Origin of the sequence: Pantoea sp. FN0307 (genome assembly GCF_050113815.1) — a bacterium.
GTDB classification, from domain to species: Bacteria; Pseudomonadota; Gammaproteobacteria; order Enterobacterales; family Enterobacteriaceae; genus Mixta; species Mixta alhagi.
Map to the genome: position 1 here is coordinate 354,522 of NZ_JBNJSO010000001.1, position 19,453 is coordinate 373,974.

Consider the following 19,453-nt stretch of genomic DNA (forward strand, 5'->3'; position numbering starts at 1 on the left):
CATGGAACAACAATCCGCATTTCATCTGAGCATGCGCAGCGACAATATCGGCATCATCGTTATTGATGTCCCCGATGAAAAAATGAATACCCTGAAGGCAGCGTTTATTGAACAAATTCGGGCGGTGATAACTCAGGCGCGGCAAAACCCGACGCTGGCCGGACTGGTGTTTATTTCCGGCAAGCCGGATTCCTTTATTGCCGGCGCGGATATCAGCATGATCGATCGGTGCCACAGCGCCGATGAGGCACGCAAACTGGCCGAGCAGGGGCAGCGTGTAATGTCAGAGATTGCCGCGCTGCCGGTGCCGGTTGTTGCCGCGATCCACGGCGCCTGCCTTGGCGGTGGACTGGAACTGGCGCTGGCGTGCGATCGGCGTGTTTGTACGCTGGATGATAAAACCCGGCTTGGATTACCGGAAATACAGCTGGGCCTGCTGCCTGGTAGCGGCGGCACGCAACGCCTGCCGCGTTTGATTGGCGCATCCCAGGCGTTGAATTTGATTCTTACCGGTAAAACCCTGCGGGCAAAGCAGGCGCTGAAGCTGGGGCTGGTTGATGAGGCGGTACCGCACAGCATTCTGCTGGAAACGGCAGTTAAGCTGGCGCTGAAAGGCAAAAGCGCGCGTCGTCAGTTGCCACTGCGTGAGCGTTTGCTGAACGGACCGGCGGGGCGCGCCATTCTGTTTCAGCTGGCGGCACGCCAGAGCGAGGCGAAAACGCACGGTAACTATCCGGCTACGCGACGTATCCTGGAAGCGGTAAGAACCGGGCTGGAGCAGGGGATGCGGGCCGGTCATGAAACCGAAGCGCTTGCCTTTGGCGAACTCACCATGACCGCGCAGTCCGCCGCGTTGCGCCAGTTGTTTTTTGCCAACACCGCGCTGAAAAAAGAGTATGACGCCGAATCCGTCACGTTACGCAGTATTGGCGTACTGGGCGGCGGGTTGATGGGCGGCGGTATCGCCGCCGTTACCGCAACCAAAGCGAAACTGCCGGTGCGTATTAAAGATGTCAGCGTGGAGGGAATTAACCATGCGATGAAATATAGCTGGGAGCTGCTGAGTAAAAAGGTCCGGCGGCGCCAAATTAACGCCGCCGAACGCCAACGTCAGATGGCGCTGATTACCGGCAGCATCGACTATCGCGGCTTTAGTCAGCGCGATCTGATTATCGAAGCGGTGTTTGAAGATCTCAGCTTAAAGCAGCAGATGGTGGCGGAAGTAGAACAGCATTGCGCGCCTGATACGGTTTTCGCCTCGAACACCTCCTCTTTGCCGATAGCCCGCATCGCCGCGCTGGCGCAGCGTCCGGAAAATGTTATCGGCCTGCACTACTTCAGCCCGGTAGAAAAAATGCCGCTGGTGGAAGTGATACCGCATCAAACCACCTCCGCCCGTACCATTGCCACCACCGTGGCGCTGGCAAAGCGGCAGGGAAAAACAGCGATTGTGGTAGCCGACCGCCCTGGTTTTTACGTTAACCGCATTCTGGCGCCCTATATAAATGAAGCCATGCGCTGTGTGCTGGAAGGCGAGCCTATTGAAGCGGTAGACAAGGCGCTGATTAAATTTGGCTTCCCGGTGGGGCCGGTACAGCTACTGGATGAGGTCGGTATCGATGTCGGCACTAAAATTCTGCCGATTCTGGAACAGGAATATGGCATGCGTTTCGCCGCGCCGGAAGCCTTCGCCGCCGTGCTCAACGATAACCGCAAAGGGCGTAAGAACGGGCGCGGTTTCTATCGTTATCAGGGCGGAAAAAAACGCCCCGATAAAACCATTTACTCTCTGCTGCATATTCAGCCGCAGCATCGGCTGGACGGTGCGCTGATTGCTCAGCGCTGCGTAATGATGATGTTGAATGAGGCGGCACGCTGTCTGGAAGAGGGGATCATCCGCAGCCCGCGCGACGGCGATCTGGGCGCGGTGTTCGGCATCGGCTTTCCTCCTTTCCTGGGCGGTCCTTACCGCTATATGGATAGCCTGGGGATCGCCAATGTGGTTAATACATTAGCCAGCCTGATGCATCAGTACGGCGATCGTTTTTCTCCCTGCGAAGCGCTTCGCCAACGCGCCGAGCGCGGGGAACACTTTTACAATTCATTACCAGAAGTTAATACCCACAATGATTCAGCGGCTTAGGCAGGGTGCAATTTCATTGTGTTGAGTGGCAGATCCCGACAATAGCTCGTTTAATAAACAATCGGTTGACTATACTCAAGGCATTAGGTTACAACACAGCGTTCATTCGCAGAATGAAGCGTCGGACAGCCTGATGATCTGACGATTTTGTTAAACAACAGCGGTGCTTTATGCAAGTTTTTATCATGCGTCACGGCGACGCTGCACTTGAGGCAGCCAGTGATTCGGTTAGGCCTCTTACCCATTGTGGTTGTGATGAATCACGCCAGATGGCGAGCTGGCTAAACAGCCAGACTCTGGATATTGAACGGGTGCTGGTCAGTCCCTACCTGCGGGCAGAGCAGACGCTGGCAACAGTACGTGAAGCCCTGCGGCTGCCGCAGGAGCAGGAAGTCTTACCTGAGCTGACGCCGGGCGGCGATCCGGCGCTGGTGGCCTGCTATCTACAGACTCTGGCGAAAGAGGGCGTGAAATCGGTGCTGGTTATTTCGCATCTTCCCCTGGTGGGCTATCTGGTCTCGGAGCTTTGTCCGCAGGAGCCACCGCCGATGTTTGCTACCTCGGCCATTGCCTGCATCGATTTTGATGCCGAAAAAAGCGAAGGCATTTTAAAGTGGCAGGTTAGCCCCTCTAAGCTGGCAAAAGCGATGTAATCCTCTCGGCCGTCAGGGTAACTCTGGCGGTTGCCACTCTTCTACTTCAATCAGCACCAGCAAGGCCGCATCGCCCCCAAAGGCTTTAGGTGCCTGATGAAACGCCATCACAAAAGGATGCTGTGCCAGCCACAGCGGTGTTTGCTGCTTCAGGACATGCTTGCCGTGACCGTGCATCACGCTGGCGCAAAAGATATGTTCGCGCCGGCAGGCGGCGATCAGCGCGCCCAGTTCCTGTTTGGCCTGCTGCTGCGTTAACCCATGCAGATCGAGAAAAATTTCCGGCGTATAGTCGCCGCGCCGCAGTTTTTTTAATTCATAATGGCTGACATCACTGCGCACATAGCGTACCGGACCTTGCTCTGCCAGCAGCGGCTGAAACTCATCTGAGAAATAGTGGCTGTTATCCGCCTGTTCCGACAGCTGACGCTTCAGCGAAACCTCTGCTTTTTTACGCACCGGCTTATGCACCAGGGTATCCTGCTTTAGCTTGCGGGTGCCGGTCATCAGCTGACGAAACAGCGCTTTATCATCATCGCTGAGCTGCTCTTTTTTCTTCATAATCTTCAATTATCTGCTGGTTGAAAGTCGCAGGCTGCACGGCCTGTGGGCTACGATAACCCGCATTGTAAACAAAAGTCAGCTTTTTCACCTCGCCGCGCTGAATTCTTGCCCGCTTCATGGCAAACTACCCGCCGTAATTACGGAACGGCCTGTGGAGGGCAACGTGGACAAAATTTTCGTCGATGAGGCAGTGAATGAACTGCATACCATTCAGGACATGCTGCGCTGGGCGGTAAGCCGTTTTGCCGCCGCCAATATCTGGTACGGCCACGGCACGGATAATCCCTGGGACGAAGCTGTTCAGCTGGTTCTGCCTACCCTTTACCTGCCGCTGGATATTCCTGAGGAGATGCGCAACGCGCGCCTGACCTCCAGTGAGCGCCACCGTATCGTTGAGCGCGTTATCCGCCGTGTTAACGAACGGATACCGGTGGCCTACCTCACCAATAAATCCTGGTTTTGCGGTCATGAGTTTTATGTTGATGAGCGCGTGCTGGTGCCGCGTTCGCCAATTGGTGAGCTGATCAATAGCCGTTTCGCCGGACTGGTAAATCGCGCGCCGCAGCATATTCTGGATATGTGTACCGGCAGCGGCTGTATCGCTATCGCCTGCGCCTACGCTTTTCCAGAGGCGGAAGTGGATGCAGTGGATCTCTCAATTGATGCGCTGGCGGTTGCCGAGCAGAATATTGACGAGCACGGTATGATTCATCAGGTTACGCCAATCCGCTCCGACCTGTTCCGCGACCTGCCCAGGCTGCAGTACGATCTGATTGTCACCAATCCGCCCTATGTTGATGCGGATGATATGGATGACCTGCCCAACGAGTACCGGCATGAGCCGGAGCTGGGGCTGGCAGCAGGCAGCGATGGTCTGAAGCTGGTGCGGCGCATCCTCGCCTGCGCGCCAGACTATTTGCAGGAGGATGGCGTGCTGATTTGCGAAGTAGGCAACAGCATGGTGCATATGATGGAGCAGTATCCTGACGTGCCCTTTACCTGGCTGGAGTTTGATAACGGCGGCGACGGTGTGTTTATGCTGACCCGTCAGCAAATTATCGACGCACAGCATCATTTCAAATTCTTCAAAGATTAATCGCACAATAACGGAGCCGAGATGGCAGGCAACACGATTGGACAGATTTTTCGCGTCACCACCTTTGGTGAGTCGCATGGCATTGCGCTGGGCTGTATCGTTGACGGCGTACCGCCAGGCATTCCGCTAACCGAAGCGGATTTACAGCGGGATCTTGACCGGCGACGCCCGGGCACCTCGCGTTATACCACCCAGCGGCGTGAACCGGATCAGGTACGCATTCTGTCCGGCGTGTTTGAAGGCGTCACCACCGGCACCAGTATTGGGTTACTGATTGAAAATACCGATCACCGATCGCAGGATTACGGCGCAATCAAAGATCTGTTTCGTCCGGGCCATGCCGATTACACCTACGAGCAAAAGTATGGCCTGCGTGACTATCGCGGCGGCGGGCGCTCTTCCGCACGCGAAACGGCGATGCGCGTTGCAGCTGGTGCTATTGCGAAAAAATATTTGCAGATGAAGTTTGGCGTTCAGGTGCGGGGCTATCTGGCGCAGATTGGCGATGTTGCCTGCGAGCTGAAAGACTGGGATCAGGTTGAGCAAAACCCCTTCTTCTGTCCCGATCCCGACAAGCTGGAAGCACTGGACGAGCTGATGCGGGCGCTGAAGAAAGAGGGCGACTCGATTGGCGCGAAAGTGACAGTCGTGGCGGAAAATGTGCCGGTCGGCCTTGGCGAGCCGGTATTTGACCGTCTGGATGCGGATCTGGCCCACGCGCTGATGAGCATCAATGCGGTGAAAGGGATTGAGATCGGCGACGGTTTTGCCGTGGTGAATCAGCGTGGCAGTCAGCATCGCGATGAGATCCGCGCCAGCGGCTTCCAGAGCAACCACGCGGGCGGCATTCTCGGCGGCATCAGCAGCGGCCAGGCGGTGATTGCCCATCTGGCGATGAAGCCCACCTCCAGCATTACCGTGCCGGGTAAAACCATCACCCGCACGGGTGATGAGGTGGAGATGATCACCAAAGGGCGTCACGATCCCTGCGTAGGGATCCGTGCGGTGCCGATCGCGGAAGCAATGATGGCGATCGTGCTGATGGATCATCTGCTGCGCCACCGTGCGCAGTGCGCTGACGTTTCTACCACCATTCCTCGCTGGTAATGATGAAAAAAACGCTTCTTATGCTGGGCGCGCTGCTGTTTAGCGCGTCGACGCTGGCGGCCACGCCGTGGCAGCGCATTACTTCGCCGATCCCCGGCTCGCCGCAGGCGATTGGCGCATTCGCCAACGGATGTGTTATCGGCGCACAGCCGCTGCCGCTGAATAATCCCGCTTATCAGGTAATGCGCCCGGATCAGCGACGCTATTTTGGTCATCCTGACCTGATCCTGTTTATCCAGCGCCTGACGACTCAGGTCCATAATCTGGGGCTGGGGCAGGTGCTGATTGGCGATATGGGCATGGCGGCGGGCGGGCGCTTCAGCAGCGGTCATGCCAGCCATCAGAGCGGGCTGGATGTTGATATCTGGCTGCAGCTACCGAAAAAACGCTGGACGCCGCAGATGCTATTGAAGCCGCAACCGCTTGATTTGGTGAGCGCCGACGGTAAGCGCGTCGTGGCGCGTCACTGGAAGCCGGAGATCGGTAGCCTGATTAAACTGGCAGCGAAAGATGAGCAGGTCACGCGCATTTTTGTCAATCCGGCGATCAAAAAGCAGCTCTGCGCTGATGCCGGTAGCGATCGCGACTGGCTGCGCAAGGTGCGCCCGTGGTTTGCCCACCGTGCCCATATGCATGTCCGCCTGCGTTGTCCGCCGGATAGCCTGGAGTGTCAGGATCAGGCGCCGCCGCCGCCGGGCGATGGCTGCGATGCCGAGCTGGAAAGCTGGTTTTTGCCGAAAAAACCAGGCAGCGGAGCGCCAGTGAAGCGTGAACCGCCGCCGCTGCCGCCATCCTGTCAGGCGCTGCTGGATAAACATTTACTTTAGGACCTTACATGGACTGGTTGGTTGTCACGCCGCAGATGATAGCGGTGCTGTTTTTTGTCGCTATGCTGGCTTCGTTTATCGATTCAATTGCTGGCGGCGGCGGCCTGCTTACCGTGCCTGCGCTGCTGTCAGCCGGGCTAACGCCTGCTCAGGTGCTGGCGACCAACAAACTGCAGGCGGTTGGCGGTTCTTTCTCCGCCAGCCTCTATTTTGTCCGACGCGGCGCGGTATTGCTGCGTGAGCACCGTCTGAATATCGCGATGACCTTTATCGGCGCGGTCTGCGGCACGCTGCTGGTGCAGCATGTGCGCTCCGACTTTTTGCGTCAGGTATTGCCGCTGCTGATTATCGGTATTGGCCTTTACTTTCTGCTAATGCCGCGCTTAGGCGAAGAAGATCGGCAGCGCCGCCTGTACGGCCTACCGTTTGCGCTGGTGGCGGGCGGCACGGTTGGTTTTTACGATGGCTTTTTCGGGCCGGGGGCCGGCTCTTTTTATGCGTTGGCTTTCGTGACGCTGGCCGGTTTCAATCTGGCCAAATCCACCGCGCATGCCAAAGTCCTCAATTTCACCTCTAACTTCGCCAGCCTGCTGTTTTTTATCATGGGCGGCAAAGTGGTGTGGGGTGTGGGGCTGGTGATGCTGCTGGGTTCAATTTGCGGCGCGCGTCTGGGCGCGCGGATGGTGCTGTCGCGCGGACAGAAGCTGATCCGTCCGATGGTAGTAATTGTTTCGGTGGTGATGAGCAGCAAGCTGCTGTATGAAGATTACGGCGCTGCCATTGGTCGCTGGCTCACGCACCTTTTTGGATAATGCTCGTCAATGCGCATGCATAATGCGACAATTTGCGCGTTTTTTTTAGCAGACATATAAGTATATGAACACAACGCACCACTATCAGGACCTGATTAGCGTATTCGATCGCTGTTTCCAGGATGATTTTCAGACGCGTCTAATTAAAGGCGACGATGAACCGATTTATCTTCCGGCGGATGAAACGTCACCCTGGCATCGCGTGGTGTTTGCGCATGGTTATTACGCCAGCGCGCTGCATGAGATATCTCACTGGTGTATTGCCGGTGCCGAGCGTCGCAAGCTGGTTGATTTTGGTTACTGGTATTGCCCCGATGGACGTGACGCCGCCACGCAAAATCAGTTTGAATCCGTTGAGATTAAACCGCAGGCGCTGGAGTGGATGTTCAGCGTCGCGGCGGGCTTTCCCTTCAACGTAAGTTGTGACAATCTCAATGGCGATCATGAGCCGGATCGCATTGCGTTTCAGCGTAAGGTTTATGCTCAGGTAATGCACTATCTTGAAAACGGTATTCCGGCGCGCCCGGCCCGTTTTATCGCTGAACTACAGCGTTTTTATCACACGCCCCCGCTGACGGCGGCGCAGTTTCCCTGGCCGGAAGATCTGCGCTGAACGGAGGCGCGACATAATGAGGAATTGAGATGATCGCAGAATTTGAAACGCGTATTTTGGCCCTGATTGACGATATGGTCGAGCATGCCAGCGATGATGAGCTATTTGCCAGTGGCTACCTGCGCGGTCACCTCACTCTGGCGGTAGTGGAGCTGGAAAAGAGCGGCGAACATACTGCAGAGGCGCTACAGATCCAGGTGCAAAACAGCCTGCAAAACGCTATTGCCGCCGGTGAACTCTCGCCGCGCGATCAGGCGCTGGTGATCGGCATGTGGGATAATCTGTTTTTGCAGGCGCGCCAGCCCGCCTAGTTTTATTAAAAAAACGGCGAAGAGTAACTGACCTTATACCGTGACTGCACGGGGAGGCCAGGCCGATCGTAAAGACGTAAAAAACGTCATCCCTGACAGCTCGGCCCGCGCCTTCCCTGGCGTGGGACGCTTTACTCTTCTGCCGGGCCTCCCCGCGCTGTGGGTGCGGAGTGAGAGTAAAAAGCGGCCCGCAGGCCGCTTTTTACATTTCCTGTACGTACAAACTGCCGTCAGCTCACCGGCTTGCCTTTCAGTAGTTTTCGCACCCAGTAACGATTGGGGTTAAGGGCCGCCAGCGTATCGCGATCCAGCGGTATCGGCTCATCGCACAACTGCGCCGCCAGCACTTCAGCCGCCAGCGGGCCGCTGCATAAACCGCGTGAGCCCAGCGCGCCCAGCACAAACAATCCCGACCATGTTGGAGCAGGCGTTATCTCTGCCAGCGCGTCGCGCTGCTGCGGCAGATTGGCATAGCACGCTAAAAGCGACTCGTAATCCGGCAGATTGCCCGCCATCGGTAAGTGATCGCGTGTTGCGCAGCGCACGCCGTTGCGGGCCTCACCGGCGCTCACGTCCACCGCTTCCGTCCACTCACTTGCGGGCAGACAGTGCCGTAGCCGCTGACGGTTCTCCTGCTGATCCTCTTCACGATAATGCACCGAGGTATCGCCACGATGATAGCTGGCACCAATGCAGTGGGTATTAAACTGCGGGCTGACCGGCGTCAGATAACCTTCATAACACAACACCTGCCTGAGTTCGGTTAAACCGGGCGCGGTTGGAATATGGCTCACCTGGCCGCTAACCGGATAGACCGGCAGCTTAGCGCTTTGCGCCAGCGCGCTAATGGCATGACCATTCGCCAGCACCAGGTTCTGATGCTGCTGATCCGACGCGTCGGCAAACCGTAGCCGCCAGCCGTTATCCGTTTTTTCCAGCTGCTCTAAGCGATGTTGCCAGTGAACCTGTAGTCCCTGCTGCTGAGCCAGCGTAAACAGCGCCGTGGTGAGCTCTGCCGGGGCCAGCCAGCCGCCAGCAGGATAATGAATGCCGCCGCAGCCGAGCGACACGCCTGCAAGCTGTTCGGCTTGCCCGACATCCACGCCCTGCGCCAGAGCTTCAGGCAGCCCCATTGCCAGCATATGCTGAATTTTATCGTGACTCTTTTGATCCCACGCCAGCTGCGTTACGCCGCACCAGTCATGGGCAAAAGCCACCGGCAGGCTGTCATAGAGCCGCCGCGCAAAGCTGAAGGCGGCGGGGAAAAACTGAGCCAGCGCCGGATCGTGCTGGTTAAGCAGTGGATAGAGCGCGCCCTGACGGTTACCGGAGGCGTTTTGCGCCGGCGCATCGTCAGCACAGTAGAGCGTAACCCGTTTGCCACGGCGCAGCAGCGCCAGCGCCAGCAGTATGCTGGCGATACCGCCGCCGATAAGAGCAATCTCCTCGCCAGTGGCAGGAGTGCGCGCATACCAGGGAGCGGAACGGGGCAGAGCAGGCGCATCAGCCAGCGTACCGCACAGCATTTCACGTTTATGACCAAAACCTTTACGCCTGGTCACTGCAAAGCCCGCTTGTTGCAGTCCACGCCGCACAAAACCAGCGGCGGTAAAGGTGGCGAAGCTGCCGTCAGCGCGCGCCAGTCGCGCCATCGCCTCAAACAGCGCGGGCGTCCACATCTCTGGGTTTTTAGAGGGCGCAAAGCCATCAAGAAACCAGGCATCCACGCTACGCAGCAGGCTGTCATCAAAATGATGAATAAGCGTATTAACATCGCCGAACCAGAGATCCAGCGTGACGCGTCCGCCATCCAACAGCAAACGATGACATCCAGGTAGCGCCAATGGCCACTGCTGACGCAGTTGTGCAGCATATGGCTCCAGTTCTGGCCAGCTTCTGTGGGCGGCCGCGAGGTCCTGCTGAGTCAGCGGAAACTTCTCCATGCTGATAAAGTGCAGGCGCTGCAAAGTTGCCTGCGGGCGCGCCTGATGAAAGCGATCAAAAGCGCGCCACAGCGTCAAAAAATTAAGGCCGGTGCCAAAACCGGTCTCTGCGGCAATAAATAAGGCGCGTGAATGCGTGGCAAAGCGGGCGGGCAGATTATTGCCGCCCAGAAAGACATACTGGGTCTCTTCCAGACCGTTCTGGTTAGAAAAATAGACGTCGTCAAATTCTCGGGATACAGGTGTACCCTGATCGTTCCAGTCCAGTTTTGCATGTTCTATCGGAATGTTTTTCAACGGGAATGGCTCACTTATCAGGCAGTGCCGCGATTTTAGCGAGAGCGGTCACATCACGCAAATTTACACAACTATTTTGCTGATCGGACTTGTTCGGCGTACAAGTGTAAGCTAGAGTGCCTGCTAAAACCTAATTATGATGATGGAAGAGGTATTTGATGAAACGTGCAGTGATTACTGGCCTGGGAATCGTTTCCAGCATTGGCAACAACCAGGAAGAAGTCCTGGCATCTCTGCGTGAAGGTCGCTCTGGCATTACCTTCTCTCAAGAGATGAAAGATTCCGGCATGCGTAGTCACGTCTGGGGTAACGTTAAGCTTGATACCACCGGCCTCATCGATCGCAAAATCGTGCGTTTTATGAGTGATGCGTCCATTTATGCCTATCTTTCAATGGCTGAAGCGATTAAAGACGCTGGGCTGAGCGACGAAACCTACCAAAATAATCCGCGTGTGGGCCTGATTGCCGGTTCCGGCGGCGGTTCTCCGCGTTTCCAGGTGTTTGGCGCTGATGCTATGCGTAGCCCGCGCGGCCTGAAAGCAGTGGGTCCATATGTAGTAACCAAAGCGATGGCCTCTGGCGTTTCTGCCTGCCTGGCGACGCCGTTCAAAATCCACGGCGTTAACTACTCCATTAGCTCCGCCTGCGCCACTTCCGCGCACTGTATCGGTAACGCGGTAGAGCAGATCCAGTTGGGTAAACAGGATATCGTTTTTGCCGGCGGCGGCGAAGAGCTGTGCTGGGAAATGGCCTGTGAGTTTGATGCCATGGGCGCGCTTTCTACCCGTTATAACGACACGCCAGAAAAAGCGTCCCGTACTTATGATGCCAACCGTGACGGCTTTGTTATCGCTGGCGGCGGCGGTATGGTTGTAGTTGAAGAGCTGGAACATGCGCTGGCGCGTGGCGCGCATATCTACGCAGAGATCGTGGGCTACGGCGCAACCTCCGACGGCGCTGATATGGTTGCCCCGTCAGGCGAAGGCGCAGTGCGCTGCATGAAAATGGCGACGCAGGGCGTGGATACCCCTATCGACTATATCAATACCCACGGCACCTCAACGCCGGTTGGCGATGCGAAAGAACTGGGTGCGATTCGTGAAGTGTTTGGCGAGAACCAGCCGGCCATTTCCGCAACCAAAGCCATGACCGGTCACTCGCTGGGTGCCGCAGGCGTACAGGAAGCGATCTACACCCTGCTGATGCTGGAGCACGGTTTTATCGCGCCAAGCATTAACGTGGAAGAGCTGGATCCGGTGGCGGAAGGAATGAACATCGTTACCACGCCAACCGAACGTCAACTGACCACGGTGATGTCCAACAGCTTCGGCTTTGGCGGCACCAACGCAACGCTGACGCTGCGTAAATATCAGTAATCGTTTAATGAAAAGCCCGGCGAAAGCCGGGCTTTTTTGTATCTGCAATCTGCTATCGTCATGATATTGCGTAAACTCTCACGTTACCAACGCATTCAGACCAGTGCTCTGCTGGCGTGATGGACGCGGTAACTGACCTGCGTCCGCAATATTCAGGAGATACATGACGAATGTCCGAGACGACAATCAATTCATCTTCCCGGAGTACGGCTTTAGTTGCCTGCACCTCCTTCGCGGTATTTTTAACCTATTTGACCGCAGGCCTGGCGCTGCCGGTTATTCCGCTGTTTGTACATCAGGAGCTGGGTTACAGCAATCTCATGGTCGGCGTGGCGGTGGGTATCCAGTTTTTCGCCACGCTGTTGACGCGTGGACTGGCCGGCAAGCGGGCCGATCGCCACGGCGCAAAAATCACTACCCAGCAGGGCATGATGGCAATCGCGTTGGTTGGCGTCGCCTATTTGCTGGCGGCTCAGCTGGCGCTGCCAGCGGCAGGGAAATTCGCGCTGCTGGCGCTGGGACGACTGCTGTTAGGGTTTGGCGAAAGCCTGCTGTTGACCGGCAACATGACCTGGGGACTGGGGCTGGTCGGGCCGAAGCGCTCCGGCCTTGTAATGTCCTGGAACGGCATGGCCATCTATGGTGCGCTGGCGGCTGGCGCGCCGCTGGGGCTGTGGATCCATGCGCACTGGGGGTTTAGCGGGCTGGGCATCGTTGCGCTTGTCCTGCCGCTGCTGGCACTGGGGTTGAACAGCAGGATCCGGGCGGTTCCAACCCAGAGCGGCGAACGCCCATCGCTGTGGCGCGTGGTGGGGCAAATTCTGTCACCGGGCAGCGCGCTGGCGCTGCAGGGCGTGGGTTTTGCAGTCATTGGCACCTTTACTTCGCTATGGTTTGCAGAGCGTCACTGGGGCAATGCGGGTTTTGCTCTGAGCGCCTTTGGCGGTGCTTTTGTATTGATGCGCATCTTTTTTGGCAACTTGCCTGACCGTTTGGGCGGCGTGCGCGTTGCGGTAGCTTCACTGGCCATTGAGGCGGCTGGACTGGTGCTGCTGGGATTTTCATTCAACGGCTGGATGGCGCTGGCGGGCGCGGCGCTGACCGGCTGCGGCTGTTCGCTGGTCTTCCCGGCGTTGGGCGTGGAAGTGGTGAAACGCGTAGCGCCGCAGGTGCGAGGCACGGCGCTGGGCGGATTCGCTGCCTTTCAGGATGTGGCCTACGGCATCAGCGGACCGCTGACCGGCCTGCTGGCGACCTCGCTGGGGTATGGCTCGGTTTATTTTGCCGCTGCCGCATGTGCTTTGCTTGGCCTGCTGCTGTCGCTGTTAATGGTGCGTCAGGTAAAAACACCATCCGCACCATAATAGCGTTTATCATTACTGGCGGGCATAGATTCAGAACAGGCCCGCCAGCCGGTTCACGCCGCTGATGATTTCCGCGCGCTCCAGCGCGGAAAACCCCAGCAGCCAGCCCTGCTGTTCCGGCATATCGTTGAGCCAGCAGGGTGCCAGACGCGGCAACAGCAGCTGTTGCGCCGCCGCTCGTGCGGTCAGCTCAGCTTCATTCCCTTTACGCAGTAAAACCGTCATCTGCAGTCCGCCACGGCAGGGCAGCACCTCCAGCTGGTCGGGCAACAGCTCGGCAAGCCGTTCCTGCAGCAGATCACGCCGGCTGTGATAAAGCTGGCGCATCAGCCGCAGATGCGCTGCGTAATGGCCCTGCTCAATAAAGGCTGCGGTCACCGCCTGCGGCAGCTGTGCGCTGTGCCCATCCATCACGCTTCGTAAACGGATCAGCGGCGTCACCAGCGGCTCAGGCACCACCATCCATGCCAGACGCAGCGAAGGGAACAGCGATTTGGAAAAGGTGCCAAGATAGATGGTGCGCTGTGGCGCCAGTCCCTGCATGGCGGGCATCGGCTGCGCGTCGTACCAGAATTCGCTGTCGTAATCATCTTCGATAATCCAGCTTTGCCGCTTTTCCGCCAGCGCCAGCCACGCCAGCCGACGTTCAAGGCTAAGCGCCGGGCCAATGGGATATTGATGCGAGGGCGTCAGATAGATAAGCCGTGGCGTACCGTCGCCGGGTATGGCTCCCTGCTCATCAACCGCTATGCCAGTCACGTGCGCGCCTGCACTATGAAAAGCGTGGCGTGCCCCGGGATAGCCCGGATTTTCCATCCACACCTCTTCGCCGCTGTCGAGCAGTAGCAGCGCCAGCATCTGTAATGCCTGCTGTGAGCTGGTTAACACCAGCAGCTGCTCAGGCTCACAGCACACGCCGCGCGCCTGAGCCAGCCAGATGCTTAATGCCTGACGCAGCGGCAGCCAGCCTTGTGGATCGCCATAACGCATCAGGGTGTTGCCATGCACTCTTTGCTGGCGAGCGGTGAGCCTGCGCCACAGCTCGTGAGGAAATGCGCGCAGTTCCGGCGAGCCAGCGGCAAAAGCGTGAGGAAAGGGCGGATCCTGGCAGCCTCCGCTGGCGATGACCGTTGCCGCTCGTGCTGAAGGGGTAAAGGGCAACGCGGCGGCGGATCTGCTGGCAGCGGGAGCGCGCACCGTAATAGCGACAAACGTTCCCTGGCCGGTTTTGCGATGCAGATAGCCTTCGCTTTCCAGTTGGCCGTAGGCGGCCTCTGTCGTTACCCGTGACAGTTTTAGCTCAGCGGCCAATAAACGCGAAGAGGGCAGACGGCTTCCTGCTGGCAGACTGCCTTCGCTAATGGTCTGACGCAGCGCGCCGCAGAGCCGGTCACGCCGGGTCGCGCCCGTTTGGGTAGCATAAAGCATGGAGATACGTGCGCTAAGCGAGGCCATAATGGGTCTTATCAGCAAAGAATAATCGGTATCAGTCATCATACCAGAGAGCCGCTATGATGGCAGAAAAACCAACGGAGAAAAAACATGTCAATCACTTCCAGCGTTCTGGCTTTCCCCCCACCTGAAGCGGAGGCCAGCGCAGCCTGGCTGGCGCATAAACTGGCGCATTATGCGGATGCATGGGACGTAGCTGAAGACTTAGCCAATGGTGTAACGGAGATCGTGGTAATAGATGCGCGTTCAGCGCAGGCGTGGCAGGCCGGGCATATCTGCGGCGCAGTGAATTTTCCCCATCGCGATATGACGCCGGAGAGTCTGGCGCGCCTCGATCGCAGCAAGGTCTATATCACCTACTGCGATGGCATCGGCTGCAATGGTTCGACTAAGGCGGCGTGGAAACTGGCCAGCGCCGGGCTGCGGGTAAAGGAGCTGATCGGCGGACTCGATTTTTGGCGTCGCGACCAGCATCCGGTTGTAACGGGAGATAGCCCTGGCAAATGGCCGCAGCAGGCTACGGCGCGTGACTGCGGCTGTTAATTAAAACAGCAGCCAAAGCAGGCCAATAACCAGCAGCACTATCAGCGCAGCCAGAGCAGGCCGGTTCGCCAGCGGCTGCAGCGGCGCCGGAAGCCAGGGAACCAGCGGGTTATAGATGGGTTGCGGATTAATATCGCTGGCTGCCCGCGGCGTCTCGCTGTCGCTAATGCGCTCGGCGCGACGGGAAAACAGCAGGTTCAGCAGATCCTGCGCCTGCGCGGTAGTCAGAATGGTCTGCGGCGTCGCCTGGAAATTTTGCAGGCTGTACGTTTCTAACATCTGCTGTTCAGCGTTATCCAGCGGATGCTTCAGCGCGGCCTCCAGCATATGCAGCGTCGGGGCATGCTGCTGGCTCAGTGTCTGACGAACCTGCAAATATTGCGTCAGCAGCGGAAAGTGGCGTAACGGGATAGGATCGCCGCTTTTCAGACCGACCAGCTTCAGGGTCGATGACCAGACCGTTGAGGGCTGCTCGCCGGTTGCGGCCGCCAGTTTGACCACTTGTTGATTCAGCGTCTGATGTTCTGCAGGCAGCAGCGAGCGATCGCTGTTGCGCGTTAATTGCGGCTGCGGAATGGTCATTTGACCGTTCTGCAACATGGTCAGCACCTGACGTAGCTGATCCTGCGACAGCGAACTGAGCACCGTATGACCAAAATGCTGGCGGATAAAATCGCTAACGGCCTGGCGATTATTGCCCTGCGGCAGCAGCTCGGTCAGCTGGTGTAACAGTTGGCGGGTCGCGTGATTATTTTGTACCTGCGTAAGCCTGCCATTAAGGAAGTTTTCCGCAGCGGGGAAGTGGCGCGACTGCAACTCGGCATCGTTTTTCACTCCCACCTCGCGGCGTAATCCCGCCCACAGCTCAGGCGCTTTCAGGGTACTGAGCGACATAATGCGCACCACCAGCCTTTCCAGCGTAGTGCGCTGGCCAGGAGAAAGCGGTTGCTCGCCGGGCGTGCCGCCGCTGCGCGGGGCCTGGCCGGATACGCCGGGTACAGTAGTACGATCGCCCTGGGGCGCGCCGGGGCCAGTAAGAGGTTGCATGGCGGAATCCTTAAAACGGCAGGTCAATATCCGGGGCGCGCCGGAAAAGTAGAATAGTCGGCTATGATACCAATCCTGGCGCGGAAAATGTAGGGAATCAGGTGGGATAATTCATTACCGGCGGCGTTTATTACGGGCAGATGCGGGGAAGTCGCAGCACCGGCCCGATTCAGCGCGGAAAAAGCGTACAATCTTAGCGCGTCAGGCCGCTGGATCGTTAGCCGCACGCTGAGCGGCAGTCAGCGGTATGCGCAGGCGCTGCGCCACAATCACGCCAAGCAGCGTAATGCCGCCGCCGATAAAATGATAACTTTGCAGGGTTTCATGCAAAAACAGAACGGCAATTATCGCAGTAAATATCGGCACCAGATTCATGAAAATGCTGGTGGTGCTGGCACCCATGCGCAGTACACCCTGGATCCAGAGGAACGGCGCGATAATCGAGGCGGGAATACCGGCAAACAGCACCAGCGGGATATTCTGGGCGTTCAGGCTGATATCCGGCGCACGTAAAAAGCCAGGAAGTAGCAACAGTACACCGAAGAAAATCTGCATATAGAGGCTTTGCCAGCCCGGCAGGGTAAGCGCCCAGCGCCGGGTCAGGACACCATAGAGTGCGTACGAGGTTGAGGCGGCAAACATCATGAGTTCGCCTTTGCCCATGCCGTGCGTCAGCAGCTGAGCCGGGTTCCCCTGGCTTACCAGCCAGGTCAGCCCGCCGAATGAAAGCAGGCTTCCCAGCAGAATTCCCAGCGTCGGCGCAACACGCAGAATAACCACGCTTAACAGTACCGTCAGCAGCGGGATCAGCGCGTTCAGAATGCCCATAAACAGAGCAGTCACGCTGTGCGCTGCGTAATAGGTCAGACACTGGTACAGCACCATACCCAACAGGCCAAGCACCAGCAGCTTCCACCATACCTGCGCCACCTCACGACGGTTGCGCCAGACGGCAGGCAGCACAAAGGGCGTTAGCGCCAGCAGCGCCAGCAGCCAGCGATAAAGGGAGATGGCCGCCGGATCGATAGCGCCAGCGGAAAGCTTGCTGACAATGGCGTTAACCGACCAGATCAGCACCGCAAACAGGGGAAATAAAAAGCTCATAATGGTTTCAACGTCTTTGAATCAATAGTGGACAGTGTACGCTTGTCCGTTTTCAGACAGATAGTTAATATCAGACAAAATGTATCACTGACCGGACAGACAGGCGTTCGGCGCAGCCGGGAGAAAAGATGGTTCAGCTTGTTTATCAGGAACCCGCCTTTGCCAGCGATTTCCGTTTCTTCCTGCGTTATGAGCAAACCAATGCCCGTACGGAATATTTGCCGCACGCGCACCGCTGGGGGCAACTAATTTTTGTCGAAGGGAACGTATTACAGATAGAGGTGGAGGGCAAACGTCTGCTGACGCCCGCCGCGTTCCCGGTCTGGATCCCGCCTGAGCATCAACATGCCAGCTATAACCATAAGCATACCCGGCTACTGACCTTTAATATCGCTGTGGAATGCTGCGTCGGCATGCCGCAGCAGGCTTGTCTGATCCAAAGCGGTCCGATCGTTAAGGCGATTATGGCCGATTTTGCCGCGCGGCAGCTGCATATACCGCAGATCACGGCTGATTTACGCCTCTGCGAAGTGGTGTTGGATCAACTGTTGCAGGCGCCAGTGCAGGAGAGCTATCTGCCGCGCTCCGATGATAAATATCTGGCGCCGGTGCTGCAGGCGCTGGAAAACTATCCCGGTGATAACCGTACGCTGGCGCAGTGGGCGAAGCAGGTCTATACCACCGAGCGTACGCTGGCGCGGCGCTGCCAGGCTCAGTTGGGGATGACTTTTAGCGAGTGGCGACAGCGGCTGCGATTCCTGCAGGCAATTTCGCTGCTGGAGCAGGGGATGCAGGTGCAGGATATTGCGCTGGAACTGGGCTACAGTTCCTCTTCCGCGCTGATCGTTATGTTTCAGCAGCAGGCGGGCACCACGCCGGAACGCTACCGGGCGCGTGGACGGCACGTCGCGGCATGAATTCCCTGTCTGGATATGGCAACATAACCGCCAATTTTTCAGCTGATGCAGGAAAGCCGTTGTGAAAATTCTGGTAGATGAAAATATGCCTTATGCCCGTGAGCTATTTAGCCGCACCGGGGAAGTGGTTGCGGTACCTGGTCGGCCCGTTCCCACCGAGGCACTGAACGATGCGGATGCGCTGATGGTACGCTCGGTCACCAAGGTGAATGAGGCGCTGCTGGGCGGCAAAGGGATAAAGTTTGTTGGCACCGCCACGGCGGGCACCGATCATGTCGATAAGGATTTTCTGGCGCGCGCCGGGATTGGCTTTTCCGCTGCGCCCGGCTGCAACGCCATCGCCGTAGTGGAATACGTTTTTTCTGCACTGCTGATGCTGGCGGAACGCGATGGCTTTCAGCTAAGCGATCGCACCGTGGGGATTGTGGGCGTCGGCAACGTTGGCGGGCGTCTGCAAAAACGGCTCGAAGCGCTGGGCATTAAGACGCTGCTGTGCGATCCGCCACGTGCCGATCGCGGCGACGCGGGTGAGTTTCATTCACTGGAGAAGCTGGTGGCGGAAGCGGATGTGCTGACCTTCCATACGCCGCTGCATAAAGCGGGGCCTTATCAGACGCTGCACCTGGCCGATGAAACGCTGCTGCAGGCGTTGCAGCCGGACTCGATTTTAATCAACGCCTGCCGTGGATCGGTGGTGGATAACGCCGCCTTGCTGCGGGTGCTGCAGCAGCGTCGCGATTTAAGCGTGGTGCTGGATGTGTGGGAACCGGAGCCGGATCTGAACGTGGCGCTGCTGGAGCGGGTAGATATCGGCACCCCGCATATTGCTGGCTATACGCTGGAAGGAAAAGCGCGCGGCACCACGCAGGTATTTGAAGCCTGGACGCGCTTTATCGGTCAGGCGCAGCAGGTGGCGCTGGAGACGCTGCTGCCTGCGCCGGAGTTTGATCGCATTACGCTGCGCGGCCCGCTGGATCAGCCAACGCTAAAACGTCTGGCGCATCTGGTGTATGATGTGCGCCGCGATGATGCGCCGCTGAGAAAAGTCGCAGGCCAGCCCGGTGAATTTGATCGCCTGCGCAAGCAATATCTGGAACGACGCGAATGGTCATCGCTGCGGGTTGAGTGTGATAACGCTGACGCGGCGGCGCTGCTGCAAAAGCTGGGCTTTAATGCGGTCCATCAGCCAGCATAACCCTTATTATTTCGCCTGCGCTTATCGCAGGGGAATAATCTGAATCAACGGGCGGTGAATATCACCGCCTTCTGTTTTTATGTCATTGT

18 protein-coding genes are annotated in these 19,453 nt (G+C 57.7%); 13 read left to right on the forward strand and 5 right to left on the reverse strand.

Annotated features, from left to right (window positions below; all coding sequences use genetic code 11):
* Position 1 precedes the first annotated feature (1 nt).
* Positions 2-2,143 (forward strand): fatty acid oxidation complex subunit alpha FadJ, encoded by a 2,142-nt coding sequence (gene fadJ / locus ACQE3Z_RS01690; RefSeq protein WP_426971829.1) that lies wholly within the window; start codon positions 2-4, stop codon positions 2,141-2,143.
* A gap of 170 nt (positions 2,144-2,313) precedes the next feature.
* Entirely contained in the window at positions 2,314-2,796 is a 483-nt protein-coding gene (gene sixA, locus ACQE3Z_RS01695) for a phosphohistidine phosphatase SixA (RefSeq protein WP_426971831.1), read from the forward strand.
* A gap of 12 nt (positions 2,797-2,808) precedes the next feature.
* Here sixA and smrB read toward each other — a convergent pair whose 3' ends face one another.
* Entirely contained in the window at positions 2,809-3,357 is a 549-nt protein-coding gene (gene smrB, locus ACQE3Z_RS01700) for an endonuclease SmrB (protein ID WP_250650483.1), read from the reverse strand.
* A 166-nt stretch (positions 3,358-3,523) separates the two neighbouring features.
* Here smrB and prmB point away from each other — a divergent pair, with 166 nt between their 5' ends.
* The 6 genes from prmB (at position 3,524) to ACQE3Z_RS01730 (ending at position 8,126) form a co-directional block, all read left to right on the forward strand.
* Positions 3,524-4,456 (forward strand): 50S ribosomal protein L3 N(5)-glutamine methyltransferase, encoded by a 933-nt coding sequence (gene prmB, locus ACQE3Z_RS01705; protein ID WP_085072313.1) that lies wholly within the window; start codon positions 3,524-3,526, stop codon positions 4,454-4,456.
* Positions 4,457-4,477: 21 nt separating this feature from the next.
* Positions 4,478-5,563 (forward strand): chorismate synthase, encoded by a 1,086-nt coding sequence (gene aroC, locus ACQE3Z_RS01710; RefSeq protein WP_426971832.1) that lies wholly within the window; start codon positions 4,478-4,480, stop codon positions 5,561-5,563.
* 2 nt (positions 5,564-5,565) lie between these two features.
* Positions 5,566-6,390, forward strand: a complete 825-nt coding sequence (mepA, locus tag ACQE3Z_RS01715; RefSeq protein WP_426971833.1) for a penicillin-insensitive murein endopeptidase — start codon at positions 5,566-5,568, stop codon at positions 6,388-6,390.
* Between the two features lie 8 nt (positions 6,391-6,398).
* Positions 6,399-7,202 (forward strand): sulfite exporter TauE/SafE family protein, encoded by an 804-nt coding sequence (locus ACQE3Z_RS01720; protein WP_426971834.1) that lies wholly within the window; start codon positions 6,399-6,401, stop codon positions 7,200-7,202.
* 64 nt (positions 7,203-7,266) lie between these two features.
* Complete coding sequence (locus ACQE3Z_RS01725) at positions 7,267-7,815, forward strand: elongation factor P hydroxylase (protein ID WP_085070970.1); 549 nt, start codon at positions 7,267-7,269, stop codon at positions 7,813-7,815.
* 29 nt (positions 7,816-7,844) lie between these two features.
* Positions 7,845-8,126: a YfcL family protein gene (locus tag ACQE3Z_RS01730; RefSeq protein WP_085070971.1), complete on the forward strand. Its 282-nt coding sequence runs from the start codon at positions 7,845-7,847 to the stop codon at positions 8,124-8,126.
* A gap of 230 nt (positions 8,127-8,356) precedes the next feature.
* Here the strand turns inward: ACQE3Z_RS01730 and mnmC are convergent, their stop codons facing one another.
* Positions 8,357-10,366, reverse strand: a complete 2,010-nt coding sequence (mnmC, locus tag ACQE3Z_RS01735) for a bifunctional tRNA (5-methylaminomethyl-2-thiouridine)(34)-methyltransferase MnmD/FAD-dependent 5-carboxymethylaminomethyl-2-thiouridine(34) oxidoreductase MnmC (protein ID WP_426971836.1) — start codon at positions 10,364-10,366, stop codon at positions 8,357-8,359.
* 158 nt (positions 10,367-10,524) lie between these two features.
* On the opposite strand from mnmC, the gene fabB reads away from it, so the two are divergent.
* Both fabB and ACQE3Z_RS01745 read left to right on the forward strand, forming a co-directional pair.
* Positions 10,525-11,742 carry a beta-ketoacyl-ACP synthase I gene (gene fabB / locus ACQE3Z_RS01740; protein ID WP_426973031.1) on the forward strand — a complete coding sequence of 406 codons (1,218 nt, stop codon included), beginning with the start codon at positions 10,525-10,527 and terminating at the stop codon, positions 11,740-11,742.
* 170 nt (positions 11,743-11,912) lie between these two features.
* The gene (locus tag ACQE3Z_RS01745; protein ID WP_250650478.1) at positions 11,913-13,106 is read left to right on the forward strand and encodes an arabinose transporter; all 1,194 of its coding nucleotides are present in this window, start codon (positions 11,913-11,915) and stop codon (positions 13,104-13,106) included.
* A 30-nt stretch (positions 13,107-13,136) separates the two neighbouring features.
* On the opposite strand, the gene ACQE3Z_RS01750 is transcribed toward ACQE3Z_RS01745, so the two are convergent.
* Positions 13,137-14,561, reverse strand: coding sequence for a PLP-dependent aminotransferase family protein (locus tag ACQE3Z_RS01750; RefSeq protein ID WP_426973033.1), 1,425 nt, complete (start codon positions 14,559-14,561; stop codon positions 13,137-13,139).
* Positions 14,562-14,648: 87 nt separating this feature from the next.
* Between ACQE3Z_RS01750 and ACQE3Z_RS01755 the strand changes: the two genes are divergently transcribed.
* The gene (locus tag ACQE3Z_RS01755) at positions 14,649-15,101 is read left to right on the forward strand and encodes a rhodanese-like domain-containing protein (protein ID WP_426971837.1); all 453 of its coding nucleotides are present in this window, start codon (positions 14,649-14,651) and stop codon (positions 15,099-15,101) included.
* Here the strand turns inward: ACQE3Z_RS01755 and flk are convergent, their stop codons facing one another.
* Both flk and ACQE3Z_RS01765 read right to left on the reverse strand, forming a co-directional pair.
* The gene (flk, locus tag ACQE3Z_RS01760) at positions 15,102-16,148 is read right to left on the reverse strand and encodes a flagella biosynthesis regulator Flk (RefSeq protein ID WP_426971838.1); all 1,047 of its coding nucleotides are present in this window, start codon (positions 16,146-16,148) and stop codon (positions 15,102-15,104) included.
* Positions 16,149-16,349: 201 nt separating this feature from the next.
* On the reverse strand, positions 16,350-17,252 hold the full coding sequence (locus tag ACQE3Z_RS01765; RefSeq protein WP_426971839.1) for a DMT family transporter: 903 nt from the start codon (positions 17,250-17,252) through the stop codon (positions 16,350-16,352).
* A gap of 128 nt (positions 17,253-17,380) precedes the next feature.
* On the opposite strand from ACQE3Z_RS01765, the gene ACQE3Z_RS01770 reads away from it, so the two are divergent.
* Entirely contained in the window at positions 17,381-18,169 is a 789-nt protein-coding gene (locus ACQE3Z_RS01770) for an AraC family transcriptional regulator (RefSeq protein ID WP_426971840.1), read from the forward strand.
* Positions 18,170-18,230: 61 nt separating this feature from the next.
* Positions 18,231-19,364, forward strand: a complete 1,134-nt coding sequence (gene pdxB / locus ACQE3Z_RS01775) for a 4-phosphoerythronate dehydrogenase PdxB (RefSeq protein ID WP_426971841.1) — start codon at positions 18,231-18,233, stop codon at positions 19,362-19,364.
* The last annotated feature ends 89 nt before the right edge of the window (positions 19,365-19,453 follow it).